This window comes from Frateuria terrea, assembly GCF_900115705.1.
GTDB classification, from domain to species: domain Bacteria; phylum Pseudomonadota; class Gammaproteobacteria; order Xanthomonadales; family Rhodanobacteraceae; genus Frateuria_A; species Frateuria_A terrea.
On sequence record NZ_FOXL01000003.1, the window covers coordinates 200378 to 218015 of the forward strand.

Sequence of the window (17638 nt, forward strand, 5' to 3'; positions counted from 1 at the left end):
CTCCTGCGTTGCTGCCTGCTGCGGAGAGCAGGATCGGTCGGTGTAGGGTTTTCGCTGCGCTCGCGCCCCACCGGAGCGCGCGGTCCCGTCACGGTCGGCCTCCCCAGGCCTCGCCCGCGCGCCCGGGCTCCGGACGCGCCGACGGCATCGAAGCCTCGCGTTCGCGGGCGGGAATCTCTTCGAGGTTGGACGTGCCGTGTGCCAGCGCCATCGCCAGCACCTGCGAGACGTCCAGCGCCTTGCGTCCGGTGCATTGCTCGATCTGCTGGCGGCAGGAAAAGCCGTTGGTGATGATCAGCGTGTCCGGATCGGCCGCACGGATCGCCGGCAGCAGTTCCAGCTCGCCGATCGCGAGGGAGACGTTGACCTTCTTTGCGTCGAAGCCGAACGAGCCGGCCATGCCGCAGCAGCCGGCATCGAGGAACTGGAAGTCCAGCCCGGCCTTGGCCAGCAAGCGCTTTTCCGCATCGGTGCCCATCACTGCGTGGTGGTGGCAGTGCGCGTGCACCAGCGCCTTGCGCCTGAGCTGCGGCGGCGCGTAGCCGATCTGATCGAGGTATTCGCTGAAGATGAAGGTGTTGCGCGAGAGCCAGCGCGCGCGCTCGTCGCCGGGGAACAGGTTGGGCAGCTCGTCGCGGAAGGCCGCCACGCAGGACGGCTCCAGCCCGACTACCGGCACGCTGCGGTCGATGTGCGGCGAGAGCGTGTCCATGATGTCGGAAAGCTGCGCGCGCGCCTTGTCCAGCATGCCCTCGGCGTAGAGCGGGCGGCCGCAGCACAGCGTTGCCTGCGGCACCACCACGCGGTAGCCGGCCGCCTCCAGCACGCCGACGGCGTCCTTGAGCGGCTCCGGATGCAGGTAGTTGTTGAAGGTGTCCGGCCACAGCAGCACCTCCGGTCCACGCACGCGTGACTTCTCGCGCGCGGCGAACCAGTCGCGAAAGGTTTCGCCGGCGAAGCGCGGCATCGCACGTTGCTGCGCGATACCGCCGAGCGCCTTGGCCAGGTGCGAGAGCCCCGGGGTCTGCAGGACGGCGTTGGCCAGCCACGGCACGTGCGAGGCCACGCGCGCCACGTCGAAGATGCGCCCCATCGCATACGCCGCGCGCGGGCGCAGGCGCCCCTTGTAGTGGTGGTGCATGAACTCGGCCTTGTAGGTGGCCATGTCCACGTTGACCGGGCAGTCGCTCTTGCAGCCCTTGCAGGCCAGGCACATGTCCAGCGCGTCGCGCACCGGCTCGCTGCGCCAGCCGCCCTTGAGCGGGTCGCCCTCGAGCATTTCGAACAACAGGTGCGAACGCCCGCGCGTGCACCATTTTTCCTCGTGGGTGGCGCGGTAGCTCGGGCACATCACGTTCTTGTGCTTGTTGCGGCAATTGCCCACGCCGACGCAGCGGCGCGCGGCCTGGGCGAAGCTCATGCCGTCGGCCGGATAGGCGAAGGCGGTCTTGAGCTTCGGCGGCTGGTAGCCGGGGCCATCGCGCAGGTCGGCATCCATCGGGTTGGGGTCGACCACCTTGCCGGGGTTCATGCGGCCGCGCGGGTCCCACAGCGCCTTGAACTGGCCGAACGCCTGGACCAGCTCGTCGCCGAACATCTTGGGCAGGAACGAGGCGCGCACCTGGCCGTCGCCGTGTTCACCGGAGAGCGAGCCGCCATAGGACAGCACCAGGTCGGACGCCTCGTCCATGAACGCGCGCCACTGCGCCACTGCCTCGGGCGTGGAGAGGTCGAAGGCGATGCGGCAGTGGATGCAGCCGTCGCCGAAGTGGCCGTACAGCGCGCAGGTGTAGGTGTACTTGGCCAGCAGCTTGCGGAAATCGCGCAGGTAAGGGCCGACCTTGTCGGGCGGGACCGCCGCGTCCTCCCAGCCGGGATGGCCGTCCGGCTGGCCGGGCACGCGCGCGGTGGCACCCAGGCCCGACTCGCGGATGGTCCACAGCATGCCTTCCTCGGCCTTGTCGTCGAACAGCTTCATGCTCGGCGGGTGCTCTTGCTGTTTCAGCGCGGCCATCAGCTTGCGCGCCTTGCCGTCGGCCTCCTCCTTGGAATCGCCGCCGAACTCGACCATCAACCAGCCGCCGCCCGGCGGCAGCAGGGCGCGGTCCTTCGGGTGCATGTCCTTGCGCTTCATGTCGGCGATGAGCGCGTCGTCGATGCCCTCCAGCCCGACCGGATCGAAGGAGAGGATCTGCGGCACGTGGTCGCCCGCCTCGAACACGTCGGGATAGCCGAGCACCAGCAGCGAGCGCACCGGTGGGCTGGGTACCAGGCGCACCTCGGCCTCCAGGATGGTTACGCAGGTGCCCTCGGTACCCACCAGCGCGCGGGCCACGTTGAAGCCGTTCTCCGGCAGCAGCTCGTCCAGGTTGTAGCCGGACACGCGGCGCGGGATCTTCGGGTAGCGCGCGCGAATGAGGTCGGCGTAACGGTCGCGGATGGACTTGAGACCGGCGTAGATCTCGCCGCGGCGGCCGCCCTCGCGGATGATCGCTTCGAGCTCCTCCTCGCTGGTGGGACCGACGCGCATGCGCAGGCCGTCGTAGGTGACGATCTCCAGCGCGTGCACGTTGTCGGCGGTGCGCCCGGCCATCACCGAGTGCACGCCGCAGGAGTTGTTGCCGATCATGCCGCCCAGCGTGTTGTGCGCGTGGGTGGATGGATCGGGGCCGAAGGTCAGGTGGTGCTTCTCCGCCTCGTCGCGAAGGTCGTCCAGCACGCAGCCGGGCTCGATGCGTGCGCGGCGGTTCTGCACGTCGATTTCGACGATCTGGTTCAGGTGATAGGAGAAATCCATCACCACCGCCGTGTTGCAGCATTGGCCGGCGAGGCTGGTTCCGCCGCCGCGCGAGAGCACCGGCGCATCGTGCTCGCGGCAGATGCGCAGCACTTCCTCCACGTCCCTTGCGTGGCGCGGCTTGACCACGCCGATGGGCACCTGGCGGTAGATCGAGCCATCGGTGGCGTACAGCGCGCGGCTGCCGTCGTCGAAGCAGACTTCGCCGTCCAGGTGCGCAGCCAGGTCCTGCGCCAGCACGGCGGCGGCGGCGCTGGAGAAGGCGTAGCGGTTGCTGTGCGAGTGGCGCACGCGTGGCGGCGCCAGTGGCAGCACCGCGGCGTCGCGGCGAGGGTCCTGGCGATCGCGGCCATCGGTCGAGGCCCGCGCCGCCTCGGCTCCGGATGAGCCGGGCGCACGCGGGAACGAAGGGACGGAGCCGTGCTCTCTCTGTTTGGTCATGTCTGCCAGCTTTCCTCGATGCGGTAGCGCCGCGCGTCGGGCGCCTTGAAGGTGAGCCCCAGTCCCGGCGCGTCCGCGTCGACCACCAGCGCGCCGTCGCGCAGCGACGGCAGGCCGTCGAAGAACATCGATTCGATGCGGGCGTGGTCGTGGAAGTACTCCACGTGCTTCAGATGCCCTACCGCACTGCACACGTGTGCATGCAGGTGCGGCGCGCAATGCGCGGACACCGGGATGCCGAAGCCGTGCGCGAGCGCGGCCGCGTGCAGGAAGCCGGTGAAGCCGCCGCAACGGGTGCCGTCGATCTGCAGCACGTCGACCGCGCCGGCCCCCAGCATGCGGCGGAAGTACCAGGCATCCCAGCCGTATTCGCCGGCGGCGATGGCCATGCCCGCGGGCGCGCGGTCGCGCAGCAGGCGCAGTCCTTCCAGGTCGTCCGAGGACACCGGCTCCTCGAACCAGCCCACGCCCTCGTCGGCGTAGCACTCGGCCAGCGCCAGCGCCTGCTTGCGCGCGTAGGCGCCGTTGCCGTCGACCATCAGTTCGGGCGCAGTGCCGATCGCTTCGCGCGCGGCGTGCACTCGCGCAGGGTCGTCATGCGGATGCGTGCCCACCTTCATCTTCACCCGCGCCATGCCCTGCTCGACCCAGCCGGCGAGTTGCTCTTGCAGGCGCCCGACCGAGTAGGAAGTGAAGCCACCGCTGCCGTACACCGGCACCGCCTCGCGCGCGCGACCCATCAGCCGCACCACGGACGTGCCGTGCAGGCGCGCCTTGAGATCCCAAAGGGCCACGTCGAGCGCGCTGACCGCCATCAACCCCACGCCGGGCCGGCCAATGTTGCGCAGGCTGCGATTCATGGCGTGCCACGCACCGGCGATGTCGTCGGCGTCGTGGTTCAGCAGCACGTCGCGCAAGGGATCGGCGATCACCGCACCCGCGGCGGCGTGGGCGTAGGTCCATCCCAGGCCGGTGTGGCCGCCGGCCGACACCTGCGCCAGCACCATCGTGGTGGCGTCCCAGGCGATGGTTCCGTCGGCCTCCGGCGCATCGGTGGGAATCCGGTAGGCCCCTACCTCGATGCGGGCGATGCGGCGCGTTGCAGGAACGGTCGCGGCGGGCGCGGGCCGTCCGTCGTTCATCGTGGCGTGTGCGGCAGGATGCCGGCGAGCACCTGGCGCAGGCTCTGCTTGATGATGCCGCCTTCGTTGGGGTCGCCCTTGGCCAGCGCGGTCATGTAGTCCTTGGCCTGTTTCCAGGTGATGTGCGGCGGCAGCGGCGGCACGTCCGGGTCGGCGATGATGTCCAGCAGCACCGGGCGGTCGGCCGCGAAGGCCTGCTCCCAGGCGGTGCCGAGGTCTTCCGGGCGGTCCACGCGGATCGCCTTGAAGCCGAGCAGCTCGGCGTACCTGGCGTAGGAGAATTCCTCGACGTACTGCGACTGGGTGAACTTCGGATCGCCACCCAGCGCGCGCTGCTCCCAGGTGACCTGGTTCAGGTCGTCGTTGTGCAGCACCATGACCACGAAGCAGGGGTTGGACCACTTCTCCCAGTACTGCTTGACGGTGATCAGTTCGGCGTTGCCGTTCATCTGCATGGCGCCGTCGCCGACGATCGCCAGCACCGGCCGCTCGGGGTAGGCGAACTTCGCCGCGATGGCATAGGGCATGCCGCTGCCCATGGTGGCGAGCTTGCCCGAGAGCGACGCCATCATGCCCTTGCGGATCTTCACATCGCGCGCGTACCAGTTGGTGTGCGAACCGCAGTCGCCGCAGATGATGGTGTTGTCGGGCAGGCGCGGAGAGAGCTCCCAGAAGATCCGTTGCGGGTTGATCGGGTTGGCCGGCTCCATCGCCTTGGCCTCCAGGTCGCGCCACCACTTGCGCACGTTGAGTTCGATCCGCTCACGCCAGTCCTGGTTTTCCTTCGGTCGCAGCAGCGGCAGAAGGCGTTCGAGCACCTGCGCGCTGTCGCCGATCAGATTCACTTCGGTCGGATAGCGCATGGACACGTTGCGCGGGTCGATGTCGATCTGCACCGCGCGCGCCTGGCCTTCCTCCGGCAGGAACTCGGAGTACGGGAAGGTGGTGCCCACCATCAGCAGGGTGTCGCAGTCGTTCATCATGTCCCAGCTGGGCTTGGTGCCCAGCAGGCCGATCGAGCCGGTCACGAAGGGCAGGTCGTCGGGCAAGGCGGCCTTGCCGAGCAGCGCCTTGGCAATTCCCGCATCGAGCTTGTTGGCCACCGCGACGACCTGGTCGCCGGCGTGCATGGCACCTGCGCCGATCAGGATCGCCACCTTGCGCCCGTCGTTGAGCACGTCGGCGGCGCGCTTGATGTCGGCATCGCTGGGTACCGGGCAAGGATTGGCGTAACCCACGCCGGTGTAGACGTCGTTGTGCTTGCGCGGCGGATGCCTGACCGCGGGCAGCTCCTGGATGTCGTTGGGCACGATCACGCAGGTGACGGTGCGCCGCGCCGCGGCGATACGGATCGCGCGATCCATCACCTGGCGCACCTGCACCGGCGAAAGGATGGTTTCGACGTAGCCGCACACGTCCTGGAACAGCACCTGCAGGTCGACCTCCTGCTGGAAGTCGCTGCCGATGGCGCTGCGCGCGGACTGGCCAACGATCGCCAGCACCGGCATGTGGTCCATCTGCGCGTCGTACAGGCCATTGAGCAGATGGATCGCACCGGGACCGGAGGTGGCCATGCACACGCCGATCTCGCCGGTGAACTTGGCATGCGCGCCGGCCATGAAAGCGGCCATCTCCTCATGGCGCACGCGCACGTAGTCGAAGCGATCGGCGGCGCGGCCCATGGCGCCCATGATTCCGTTGATGCCGTCGCCCGGGAAGCCGAAGATGCGCCGCAGGCCCCAGTCGGTGAGGCGTTGCAGGATGAAATCGCCGACGGTTTCGCTCATGGGTTGCTGGCTCCTTGCGGGCACTGGGCACCGCGGACGGGGCGCAAGGATTCGCCTCGCGCGGGAGGCGCGTGCCTGTCAGAGCTGCGGGGATCTGGCAAGGATCGGCACAACGGCGGAAGGCCGGGCCGACACGCGCTTGGGATCGGACTTTCCTACCTTGCCGCGTGCGTGGTCATGCGCGGGTGAAAGCGGCGCGATGCGGACGCAACGCGCGGCGCATGTTTCTGCGATTTCCGGATGCCCTCCCAAGGCAGGGAGGGCCGTGGAATCACTCGCCTTCCATCTCGTCCTCGAAGCGCAGGTGCTTGACGCTGCGCCCGTTGCGGCGCACCAGCTTGAGCGCCTCGATGCCGATGCGGATGTGTGCCTGGACGTATGTCTCGGTCACGCTGCGGTCGCTGGCCTCGGTCTTGACGCCCTCGGGGATCATCGGCTGGTCGGACACCAGCAGCAGCGCGCCGCAGGGGATCTTGTTGGCGAAGCCGGCGGCGAAGATGGTTGCCGTCTCCATGTCCACCGCCATGCAGCGGGTGCGGCGCAGGTAGTCCTTGAAGGCCTCGTCGTGTTCCCACACGCGCCGGTTGGTGGTGTAGACGGTGCCGGTCCAGTAGTCGTGGCCGAGGTCGCGGATCATGGTGGAGACCGCGCGCTGCAACTGGAACGCCGGCAGCGCCGGCACTTCCGGCAGAAGGTAGTCGCCGGAGGTGCCCTCGCCGCGGATCGCGGCGATCGGCAGCACCAGGTCGCCGAGCTGGTTCTTCTTCTTGAGCCCGCCGCACTTGCCCAGGAACAGCGCCGCCTGCGGTTGCACTGCGCTGAGCAGGTCCATCACCGTGGCGGCGTTGGGGCTGCCCATGCCGAAGTTGATCAGGGTGATGCCGTCGGCGGTGGCATTGGGCATCGGCCGGTCGCGGCCCTGCACCTCCACGCCATGCCACTGGGCGAACAGCTCCACGTACAGGCCGAAATTGGTCAGCAGGATGTGCTGGCCGAACTGCTCCAGCGGCGTGCCGGTATAGCGCGGCAGCCAGTTGGAGACGATCGCTTGCTTGTCTTTCATCGGGTATCCCGGGAAAACGCACCGCGGTCGCGGCACGCGCGCCGGCGACGCCACGCCGGCAGGGACCATTTCTCGAGTCCGCACCATTCTATGGGTATCGGCCTGCGGTCGTCACTCAAGCCGGCCCCGCGCAGGCCGCTAGCCGGCCCGGAACCCGCGCAGCAAGATCCGGGTCACAGCATCGATGCGCGTGTTATGTTGGGCGCGTCATTGGCCAGGGGGATGACACCAATGCGGATGGGCTTGGCGATCGACGCGTCCTGCGACCTGCCGCAGGCGTTCCTGAGGCAACACAACATTGCGGTCATGCCGATTGCCGTGAAGCTCGACGGCACCGTGTTCAAGGACGACCGCGACCAGGAGGAGATCGAGCGCTTCCTGTACATGAAGCTGGCTGGCACCCACGCCGCCGAAACCGAGCCGTGCTCGGTCGAGGACGTGCAGCGGCTGTTCCTGGACAAGCTGGTGCTGGAACACGATTGCGTGTTCTGCCTGACCATCACCGCCACGCGCAGTCCGATCCACGAGCACGTGCTGAAGGCGAGCTTTGCCATCCTCAAGAACTATCGCCAGGTGCGCGACCGGGCCGGTGTCCCGGGGCCGTTCCTGATGCGCGTGGTCGACACGCGCAACGTATTTGCCGGCGAGGGCCCGGCGGTGTTCGAGGCGGCCCGGTTGATCCAGGCCGGCGAGGCGCCGCCCGCGATCCGCGAACGGCTGGGCGTGGTGGCCAACCACACCTACGCCTACATGCTGCCGCGCGACCTGCACCACCTGCGCAACCGCACCAAGAAGAAGGGCGATCGCAGCGTCAGCCTTTTCAGTGCGGTGGTCGGCACGGCGCTGGACATCAAGCCGCTGCTGCGTTGCTTCCGCGGCGAGACCGGTCCGGTTGGCAAGGTGCGCGGCTTCGAGCACGGCGCCGAGACGCTGTTCGACTACGCCGCCCGGCGCGTTCGCGCGGGGCTGATGGTGCCGGTGGTGTGCGTGAGCTACGGCGGCGACCTCTCCGAGCTGGCCAAGCTCCCGGGCTACGACGGCCTGCGCCGGGCGTGCGAGGAAACCGGCGCGACCCTGCTCGAAGCGCCGATGAGCATCACCGGGATGGTCAACGTCGGCGAAGGCGCAGTTACGCTCGGCTTCGCCTCCGAGGAACACGAGCCCGATTTCTAAGGCCCCGACGCGCGCTCTGCGCCCCTCCCTCCGGTGAGCGGGCGTAAGTGAGGCGGGGCTCATGGGAAAGCCCGGCAAGGCAAAACTCCAGGCGCATCCGGTTCACCCGCACAGCCCTAGAATCCGTCCCATGCGCCGTCTCCTGCCCGCCTCCACGCTGCTGGCCCTCGGCCTGTTCGCCCTAGGCCCGATCCGGCACGCCGACGCGACCACCACCGTCTACGAATGCACCGCCGCCGACGGCCAGGTGACCTACCAGGACACGCCCTGTCCCGCGGGCCAGCAACAGCACGCCATGCAGGTGGCCGACGCGCCCGCGGCATCGTTGCCCGCCACGCCGCCGCCCGCACCCACGGCCTCGTCCGAAGCGCCACCGCCGCCCCCTCCCCAACCGGTCGCGCCGCTGCCGGTGATGTACGCCTGCGTGCGCGCCACCGACGGCCAGACCTACCTCAGCAGCAACGGCAATCCCGCGCCCTACCAGGCACCCTACGGGGTACTCGGCGCAGAGCAGCTGCCACTGGCGGAGGTCTACGGCCCCGACCGCGGCGGTGCCGGCATCTCCGCGCCCGAGGCCAACCGCGGCCGTGTCACCTCCGGCCTGGTGGCGAACAACTATGTCTGGGTGCAGGACTCGTGCCGCGAGCTCGACGCCGAAGAAGCCTGCCGGGCGCTGCAGGACGAGTACGACAGGAACGAGCACAAGCTCGGCAACGCCTTCAAGAGCCAGCGACCGCCGCTGGAGAAGCGCGGGGCACAAATGCAGGCGCAGCTGGCCAACTGCGGCGGCTGAACGCAGTTCGCAGGAGGGCGTCAGCCCGCCTTGCGGAAAAACCTAGAAGCCATAGCTGAGAAACCCGCCATCCACCGCGAGCACCTGGCCGGTGATGTAGCCAGCCGCCGGCAGGCACAGGAAGGCCACCGCGGCGGCCACCTCCTCCGGCTCGCCGATGCGCTTGAGCGGCGTACGCTCGAGCACCTCTTCCAGGTAATCCGGATCGGCCAGCGCCGGCTCCGAGCGTTGCGTGCGGATGTACCAGGGCGCCACGGCATTGACGCGGATGCCGTCGACCGCCCACTCCACCGCCAGGTTGCGGGTGAGCTGGTGCAGCGCCGCCTTGGTCATGCCGTAGGGCGAACCGGTGCGCACGTGCACGGCGCCGGACACCGAACCGACGTTGACGATCGCCGCATTGCCATGCTCGGCCAGGTGCGGGTGCGCCAGCCGGCACATCTCGAAGGCGCTGAACAGGTTCTGCTCGAAGATCGCGCGGTAGTCCTCGCTTTCGTACGCAAGCGTAGCCTCGGGCGCGTTGCCGCCGGCGTTGTTGATCAGCAGCGAGACCGGGGCGTCGATGTCGGCGATCCAGTCGAACACCGCCAACCGCTCCTCCTCTTCGGCCAGGTCAGCGCCGAAGGCGAGCACCTCGCGGCCTGGCAGGTCCTCGGCGAGTTCGGCGCGCACCTGTTCGAGGTGCACCTGGTCACGCGCCACCAGCAGCAGGTCGGCACCCAGGCCGCCGAGCTCGCGCGCGACGGCCAGGCCGATGCCCTTGCTGGCGCCGGTGATCAGCGCGGTGTGGCCGGTGAGCTGCCAGGCGTCGGTGCGCAGGTTCATGGGCGCAGAGCTTAGCCGATGCGCTTGCCGCCATCGTGTGGCAGCGGGACACTGCGCCTGGGTCGACAAGGGAATCCGCTATGAAGCCATTGCTGCCGCTCGCCTGCCTGCTCGCGCTCGCCGGCTGCTCGAACAAGGCGCCCGAACCGCAGGCCACCGCCGCGCCCAAGCGCGTGGCTACGCCGTGGGACGACATGAAGAAGGACGAACAGAAGGCCAAGGACGTGCAGAAGCTGGTCGACGACCACGCCAAGGAGCAGCAGAAGGCCTTGGACGACGCCGAGCAGTAGTCCTGCGACAGGGTCCGATATCAACCCTGCCGTTCGTGCGATCTCGACCTTACCGCGGTGCGCAGAAGCAATAGGCGTAGACGTTCGGCCGGCCAGCCTGCGCGTGGCGCAGCAGCTTGAGCTCGGGTGCCAGTCGCGGCAGCTCGGCCAGCCACGCCGGCAGGCGCAGGCCGTCGCCCTGCGCCAGCTGCACCATCGCACTCTGGTTCATGCCCACCAGGAACTGCTCGAAGCCACCCAGCGGCGCCTCGACGTAGCGCACGTGGTAGTCCTTGCCCAGTTTCGCCAGCGTCGCCGCCGCGTCGAGCGCGGCATCCATGCCGCCGAGCTGGTCGACCAGGCCGCGCTCGAGCGCCTGCCGGCCGGTCCACACGCGGCCTTGGGCGATCGCGTCGATCGCCCCGAAAGTCTTGCCACGCGCCTGCGCCACCTTGCCGACGAAGTCGCGGTAGCCCTTGTCTATGATGGCCTGGATCACCGCGCCGGCCTTCGGATCGAGCGGCCGGGTGATGTCGAAGGCGCCGGCCATCGGACCGGTGCCCACGCCGTCGCTGTGGATGCCGATCTTGTCCAGTGTGCCTGGTATCGCGTAGTACATGCCGAAGATGCCGATCGAACCGGTGATGGTATTGGGATCGGCGAAGATGCGATCGGCGTTCATCGCGATCCAGTAGCCGCCACTGGCGGCCACGTTGCCCATCGAGACCACCACCGGGATGCCCCCCTTGCGCGTCAGCTCCACCTCGCGCCGGATCTGCTCGGCGGCGTAGACCTCGCCACCTGGCGAGTTGATGCGCAGGACCAGGGCCTTGGTGCGGTGGTCTTCCCGCGCGGCGCGAATCAGCGCGGCGGTGGATTCGCCACCGATGCTGCCCTGCGGCTGGCGGCCGCCGACGATCTCGCCCTCGGCCACCACCACGGCAACACCCGGGCCGAAACGGCTGTCGTGCTCGAGGTTGGCGACATAGCGCGAGAGGCCGACCTGGCGGAAGCCTTCCTGCGGTTTGTCGCCGTCGGGCACGCCGGCCTTGCGCATCATCGCATCCAGTTGCGCCCGCGTGGCGGTGCCATCGACCAGGTGTTCGTCCTGCGCGAGCTGCGCCAGGTCGCCCTGGGTGCGTGCGATGGCGTCGGGCAGGCTGTCGATGTCGGCGCGGAACACCGCCGGATCGAGCCGACGCAGCTTCGCCACCTCGTCGATGTATTCGTCCCACAGGCCGCCCATCCAGAAGCGGTCGGCGGCCTTGGCGTCGTCCGAGGCGTGGTCGAGGATGTACGGCTCGGCCGCGCTCTTGTAGCGGCCGACGCGGAACAGATGGACGTCTACGCCCAGCTTGTCGAGCAGGTCCTTGTAGAACAGCCGGTAGCTGGCCAGCCCGGTGATCATCACGCCGCCCTGCGGGTCGAGCAGGATGCGGTCGGCATGCGCGGCCAGGTAGTACTGGCCCTGGTCGAAGTTCACGCCCCACACGATCACCGGCTTGCCGGCGGCGCGGAAGCGGTCCAGCGCTGCGCCGACCTCACGCAGCGCTGCAAAGCCGCCGCCCTTGAGCTCGTCCGGCAGCAGCAGGATGCGGCTGATCCGCCCGTCGTGCGCAGCCGTGTCGATGGCTCCGACCAGGTCGCGCATTTGCACCTGCTTCGGCGGCTCGCCCGACAGGCTCTGCAGCGCGCGCTGCAGCGGCTCGATGCTGTACTGCTCGACCAGCTCGCCCTTGGGCTGCAGCACCAGCACGCTGCCGTCCTTGATGGTATGCGCCAGCCGGTTGCCGGCCACGCCGCCGACGATCAGCAGCAGCACCACGAACAGCAGCGCGAAGAACACCAGGTTGAGGATCACCAGCCGCACCACGTTGAAACCGCGGCCGATCACGCGCAGGAAGGCCCAGAATCCGTTCGGGCGGTGGAGCGGCGGCGGGGTACTCATCGGTCGGTCCTCACAAGTGATCGTTGAGCGTAACCGCTTGCGAATTCACCGTCATGCGGTCCTCCGGCGGGGTCGCCTGCCAGCGGTGTCGCCAGGCGCTGCGCCAGAAGCGCGTGAACAGCAGCACCGCCGCCACGCTCAGCCCCGCGATCAGGCCCATCCACATGCCGCGCGCGCCCAGGCCGTGGCGAAATGCCAGCCACCAGCCCACCGGCATGCCCACGCCCCAGTAGGCGAACAGGGTGATCGCCATCGGTACGCGGGTGTCCTTCAGGCCCCTGAGCGCGCCGTTGGAAGCGACCTGGATGCCGTCGGAGAACTGGAACAGGCCGGCTAGCACCAGCAGCTGCGCGGCCAGCGCTATCACCGTGGCGTTTCCGGTGTACAGCGAGGCGATCGCATGCGGCAGGCCCAGCATGAAACCGGCCGAGACCAGCTGGGTGACCAGGGTCAGGCCGATGCCGCAGAAACCGGCGTAGCGCACGCCGCGCGCATCGCCGCGGCCGACCGCATTGCCCACCCGCACGGTGATCGCCATGGCCACGCCCAGCGGGACCATGAAGAACACCGAGGCCACGTTGATCGCCACCTGGTGGCTGGCAACCACGTCCTCGCCCATGGTGCCGATCAGCAACGCCGTGGCCACGAACAGCCCGGCTTCAGCCAGCAGCGTCACCGCCATCGGCAGCCCGATGTGCAGCAGCGCGCCGATGCGCCGCCAGTGCGGCCACTCGAATCGCTCGAGCAGGTTCAGCCCCCGGTAATTGCGGTGGCACAGCACGTAGAGGAGGAAGCCCAGCATCTCCAGCCACAGCACCAGGGCGGTGGCGATGCCGCAGCCCCGCGCGCCCTGTGGCGGCAGGCCCAGCTTGCCGAACATGAAGACGTAGCCCAGCGGCGCCAGTACGGCCAGGCCGCCGAGGCTGAAGATCATCGACGGGCGCGTCAGCGACAACCCCTCGGACAGCCCGCGCAAGGTGAAGTAGCAGGCCAGCGCCGGCGCGCCCCAGCTGATCGCGTGCAGGAACTCGTTGACGTCGTGGCGCAGGCCCGGCGCCACGCCGATCAGGTTGACCAGCGGCTCGGCGTGACGGACGCCGAACCACAGCAGCGTGCCCAGCATGACCGCCAGCCACAGCGCCTGGCGGAACACGGCGCCCACTTCCGGGCGCCGGTCGGCGCCGTCGAGCTGCGCCACCGACGGTGGCACCGCCATCATCACGCCGATGCCGCTGACGATCGCCAACGTCCACACGCTGGTGCCCACCGCCACCGCACCGAGCACATGCGCGCTGAAATGCCCGGAAAGCACGGCGTCGACCACGTTGGTGCCGACCGCCGCCAGTTGCGCGAACACCAACGGCAGGGCCAGGCGCACGGTGGCGCGGACCTCGTGCACGACGCGCGCGCGGTCGATGGTCTTCATCAGCTCTTGTATCCGGGAGGGCGCGCCATTCTAGCCGAGTCGGCGGGGCTGCCCCGGATAGCCTGCTGTGCCAAGATCGCACGCTTTCACGGGGGCGAGTGTCCATGAACGAGCTGACTGAAGCCGGCACCCTGCATTGCGCCAACTGCGGCACGCCGCTGGGGGGGGAGTTCTGCCACCACTGCGGCCAGTCCGTGCACAGCGTGCTCAAGCCCGTGCACCACATGCTCGAAGACGGCATGGACATGTTCCTGCACGTGGACGGGCGCATCTTCCATACGCTGCCGCCGCTGCTGAGCAAGCCCGGCTTCCTCACGCTCGAATATTTCTCCGGACGCCGGCAGCGTTATGTGGCCCCGTTCCGGCTGATGTTCGTGCTGTGCCTGCTGGCCTTCTTTGCTTTCCACCTGGCGGTGGACGTGGTGATGAACAAGCGCGTGGCCGAATCGGGGCGCACCGGGAGCGGGCAGAACACGTTCGCCGAGGCGCGCACCGCGCAGGAAGTGCAGGCCAGGCTGGCCAAGAGCCAGGGCGAGCTCGAAGCCACGCGCAAGACCATGCCGACGGTTGCGCTGCCCGGGATCGATGCTGCCGAGAACCAGCTGCGCGAGCAGGCGAACAAGCGCCTGGCCGAACTGGGCAAGGCGCCGGCACGGGCGTCCAGTGCGGCGGCACGTGACGCCGGAGGCCTGGATCGTCCAGTGCATCTGACCAGCAAGATGGACCACCAGATCGTCCACGTCGCCTGGTTGCCGCAGTTCATGAACGAGCGGCTGGACCTTTACGTGCACCGCATGCTGACCAACATCAAGGAGGCGTTCGGCGACGAAAACCCCGAGGCCCGGCAGTTGGCCCGGGAGCGGCTGATCACCGGCGTGTTCGCCGTGCTGCCGCAGGCCATGGTCGTGATGATCCCGATCTTCGCCCTGCTGTTGAAGCTGTTCTACGTGTTCAAGCGCCGGCTCTACATGGAGCACCTGATCGTGGCGCTGCACAGCCACGCCTTCCTGTTTCTCGCGTTGCTGCTGGTGGCGGTGCTGGGCATGCTCTCGACCTGGCTGCGGCCGCACGCAGCATGGACCGGCTACGTCTTCGGTTACCTGCAGGGGGCCGTGTTTCTGTGGATGCCCACCTACCTGCTGCTGATGCAGAAGCGCATCTACCGCCAGGGTTGGGCGATGACCGTGATCAAGTACTGGTTCATCGGCTGGTGCTACTTCTGGCTGCTGTCGTCGGTATTGGGGCTTGCGGTGGTGCTGGGCGCCGGGCACTGAATCGGCCGGCCACGGCCGCCCGGGGCGATCGAAAAAACTGCCTGTCATGGCGGTTGTGCACAGCGTCATGGGGCTGTCAAGGCCGATCGGGGAAGCATGAGCAGGGCGTGAACACGGTCACATGCTTGCACGCAAACCTTTGATTTTTTGGACCTAAATTTGCTGGTTATTTTTTGCCCAGCGCGTACCCGAAGGCACCATGACGGGGCTTTGACAGCTCTCTCCCCGTCCCGTCCACAGACTTATCCACAAGCTTTGTGGATAAGCGAAATTTCTTCCTGAGGAGAGCCACTTAGGAAGAATTCCTAGATGAGAGGGCAGCAGGCCCTCGCCCGCCCGCAGGACACCGTGGCCGAGCCGTTACACTGGGCCGCCCACGAGGTCGCCATGCCCGCCGTCGTCCGCGTCGCCCTGCCGGTTCCGCTCGCCCGCTTGTTCGACTACCTGCCTCCCGCCGGCGGCGTGGCGGCCGGCAGCCGCGTGCTGGTGCCGTTCGGCCACAAGAAGATGGTTGGCGTGGTGGTGGCGACCGACGTCGAGGCCGCCGTCGCGGGCACGCGCTTGAAGAGCGTGCTGCACGTGCTGGACGAAGGCCCGCTGCTCGACGCCGAAATGATGCAGACGCTTGCCTGGGCCGCGGACTACTGGCTGGCCGCACCGGGCGAGGCCTACGCCAACGCGCTGCCACTCGCGCTGCGCGAACCGCGGCCGTTACCGCAGACGGCCGAGCCCGGCTACGCACTCACGGTGGCTGGGCAGAGCGCACGGGACGCGGGCAGCCGCCGCGGTTCCAGCCGCGCGTTGCTCGATCTGCTGGCCGAAGCGCCGCACACCACGGCCGAACTGGACACCGCCCTGCCCGGCTGGCGCCCCGCCGCGCGGCGCCTGCTGGACGCCGGGCTGGTCGAACCACGCGTGTTCGCGCCGACCGGGCCAGCACCTGCGCCCGCGCCGCCCCTGGGGGCCGAGCAACAAGCCGCGGTGGATGCCGTCGCCCAGAGCTTCGGCCGCTTCCAGCCGTTCCTGCTCGATGGCGTGACCGGCAGCGGCAAGACCGAGGTCTATCTCGCGCTGATCGCGCAGGCGCTGGCGGCCGGAAAGCAGGCATTGCTGCTGGTGCCGGAGATCGGCCTGGCGCCGCAGACCTTGCGCCGCCTGCGCGAGCGGCTGGGTGTACCGGTCGAAGTGATCCACTCCAACCTCGCCGAGGGCGAGCGCGCGCGCGCCTGGCTGCGCGCTCGCAGCGGGGAGGCGCGGGTGGTGCTGGGTACCCGCTCGGCGGTGTTCACGCCACTGCCGCAGGCCGGGCTGATCGTGGTCGACGAGGAGCACGACGGCGCCTACAAGCAGCAGGAGGGCTTCCGCTACCACGCTCGCGACCTGGCGCTGGTACGCGGCCGTACGCTGGGCGTGCCGGTGCTGCTGGGTTCGGCCACACCCTCGCTGGAATCGCTGGCCAACGTGGATGCCGGCCGCTACCTCGCCCTGCACCTGCGCGCCCGCCCGGGGGCCGTGCGTCGGCCGCAGGTGCAGATCGTGGACATGCGCGCGCAGCGCCTGGACCATGGCCTGTCACCCGCGCTGCTGGGGGCGGTGGCCGACACGGTCGAGCGCGGTGAACAGGTGCTGGTGTTCCGCAACCGCCGCGGCTATGCGCCGGCACTGCTGTGTCATGCCTGTGGCTGGCATGCCGAATGCCCGCGCTGCGAGCGTCCGATGACCGTGCATGCGCAGCGGCGCATGCTGGTCTGCCACCACTGCGATCGCCACGCCGCCATGCCGGGCGTCTGCCCGGCGTGTGGCGGCGTCGAGCTCAAGCCGCAAGGCCAGGGCACCGAGCGGTTGGAGGAGGCCCTGGCCGCACGCTTCCCCGACGTGCCGGTACTGCGCATCGACCGCGAGACCACCCGTCGCCGCGACGCCTTCGAACAACTGCTCGACGGGCTCAGGGATGACGCCGCCGCGATCCTGGTCGGTACCCAGATGCTGGCCAAGGGGCACGACCTGCCCAACCTGACGCTGGTGGCGATCGTCGGCGTGGACGAGGGCTTGCACAGCGTGGACTTTCGTGCCGGCGAGCGCCTGGCCCAGCTCGTGGTGCAGGTCGCCGGACGCGCCGGGCGCGCACGCAAGCCGGGGCGCGTGCTGCTGCAGACACACCATCCGGACCATCCGCTGCTGCGCGGCCTGCTCGCGCATGGCTACGCGGCCTCCGCGCGCGAACTGCTGGCCGAACGGCAGCAGGCGATGCTGCCGCCCTACAGCCACCAGGCGCTGCTGCGCGTCGATGCGCACCAGCGCGCGCCAGTGGACGCCTTCCTCGCCGAGGCACACGCGGCGCTGCCTGCCGACCCGGCACTGCGCATCGCCGGACCGATGCCCGCGCCGATGCCGCTGCGCGCCGGACGCCACCGGGGGCAGTTGCTGGTCGAAGCCGATACCCGTGGCCCGTTGCACGCTGCGCTGCGTCCCTGGCAGCACGCACTCGCCGGGTTGCCGTCGGCGCGGCGCGTGCGCTGGTCGCTCGACGTCGATCCGATCGACTTGTACTGACCACCGGCAACTTGCATTGATCCTGCCACGCCCCCGTGAGCGCCGGGGCGTCGACACCACCACGCGGCCCGTCGGTGGTGCTCCCGCACGACCGCGCGATTGTTCGGCATCTACGTCCCGGGATGGGACAATGGATGGACCGAATCT

12 protein-coding genes are annotated in these 17638 nt (G+C 69.0%); 5 read left to right on the forward strand and 7 right to left on the reverse strand.

The features are described from left to right. Positions 1–88: 88 nt before the first annotated feature. The 4 genes from BMZ38_RS04715 to BMZ38_RS04730 all read right to left on the reverse strand — a co-directional run bounded on the left by BMZ38_RS04715 (position 89) and on the right by BMZ38_RS04730 (position 7230). The gene (locus BMZ38_RS04715; RefSeq protein WP_091334796.1) at positions 89–3238 is read right to left on the reverse strand and encodes an FAD-binding and (Fe-S)-binding domain-containing protein; all 3150 of its coding nucleotides are present in this window, start codon (positions 3236–3238) and stop codon (positions 89–91) included. Next, positions 3235–4380, reverse strand: a complete 1146-nt coding sequence (locus BMZ38_RS04720; RefSeq protein ID WP_091334798.1) for an enolase C-terminal domain-like protein — start codon at positions 4378–4380, stop codon at positions 3235–3237. Before BMZ38_RS04720 ends, BMZ38_RS04715 begins: the two co-directional genes overlap by 4 nt. After that, positions 4377–6167, reverse strand: a complete 1791-nt coding sequence (locus BMZ38_RS04725; RefSeq protein WP_091334800.1) for a thiamine pyrophosphate-requiring protein — start codon at positions 6165–6167, stop codon at positions 4377–4379. The genes BMZ38_RS04720 and BMZ38_RS04725 overlap by 4 nt, the downstream gene beginning before the upstream one ends. A 271-nt stretch (positions 6168–6438) precedes the next feature. Further along, positions 6439–7230, reverse strand: a complete 792-nt coding sequence (locus tag BMZ38_RS04730) for an AMP nucleosidase (RefSeq protein ID WP_091334802.1) — start codon at positions 7228–7230, stop codon at positions 6439–6441. A 231-nt stretch (positions 7231–7461) separates the two neighbouring features. Between BMZ38_RS04730 and BMZ38_RS04735 the strand changes: the two genes are divergently transcribed. Together BMZ38_RS04735 and BMZ38_RS04740 are read left to right on the forward strand one after the other, a co-directional pair. Beyond that, the gene (locus BMZ38_RS04735) at positions 7462–8403 is read left to right on the forward strand and encodes a DegV family protein (protein WP_245747182.1); all 942 of its coding nucleotides are present in this window, start codon (positions 7462–7464) and stop codon (positions 8401–8403) included. Between the two features lie 130 nt (positions 8404–8533). Further along, positions 8534–9196: a DUF4124 domain-containing protein gene (locus BMZ38_RS04740; protein ID WP_245747183.1), complete on the forward strand. Its 663-nt coding sequence runs from the start codon at positions 8534–8536 to the stop codon at positions 9194–9196. Positions 9197–9238: 42 nt separating this feature from the next. On the opposite strand, the gene BMZ38_RS04745 is transcribed toward BMZ38_RS04740, so the two are convergent. Next, positions 9239–10021 carry an SDR family oxidoreductase gene (locus BMZ38_RS04745; RefSeq protein WP_091334804.1) on the reverse strand — a complete coding sequence of 261 codons (783 nt, stop codon included), beginning with the start codon at positions 10019–10021 and terminating at the stop codon, positions 9239–9241. Positions 10022–10101: 80 nt separating this feature from the next. Here BMZ38_RS04745 and BMZ38_RS04750 point away from each other — a divergent pair, with 80 nt between their 5' ends. Next, the gene (locus tag BMZ38_RS04750) at positions 10102–10311 is read left to right on the forward strand and encodes a hypothetical protein (RefSeq protein ID WP_091334806.1); all 210 of its coding nucleotides are present in this window, start codon (positions 10102–10104) and stop codon (positions 10309–10311) included. Positions 10312–10360: 49 nt separating this feature from the next. Here the strand turns inward: BMZ38_RS04750 and sppA are convergent, their stop codons facing one another. Both sppA and BMZ38_RS04760 read right to left on the reverse strand, forming a co-directional pair. Further along, entirely contained in the window at positions 10361–12238 is a 1878-nt protein-coding gene (sppA, locus tag BMZ38_RS04755) for a signal peptide peptidase SppA (protein WP_091334808.1), read from the reverse strand. Positions 12239–12248: 10 nt separating this feature from the next. Then, positions 12249–13664: an MATE family efflux transporter gene (locus tag BMZ38_RS04760; RefSeq protein ID WP_091334810.1), complete on the reverse strand. Its 1416-nt coding sequence runs from the start codon at positions 13662–13664 to the stop codon at positions 12249–12251. 104 nt (positions 13665–13768) lie between these two features. Here BMZ38_RS04760 and BMZ38_RS04765 point away from each other — a divergent pair, with 104 nt between their 5' ends. Together BMZ38_RS04765 and BMZ38_RS04770 are read left to right on the forward strand one after the other, a co-directional pair. After that, positions 13769–14938 (forward strand): DUF3667 domain-containing protein, encoded by a 1170-nt coding sequence (locus BMZ38_RS04765; RefSeq protein WP_091334813.1) that lies wholly within the window; start codon positions 13769–13771, stop codon positions 14936–14938. A 387-nt stretch (positions 14939–15325) separates the two neighbouring features. Continuing rightward, a complete protein-coding gene (locus BMZ38_RS04770; RefSeq protein WP_091334815.1) occupies positions 15326–17491 on the forward strand; it encodes a primosomal protein N' in 2166 nt (721 codons plus the stop codon). Positions 17492–17638: the final 147 nt, after the last annotated feature.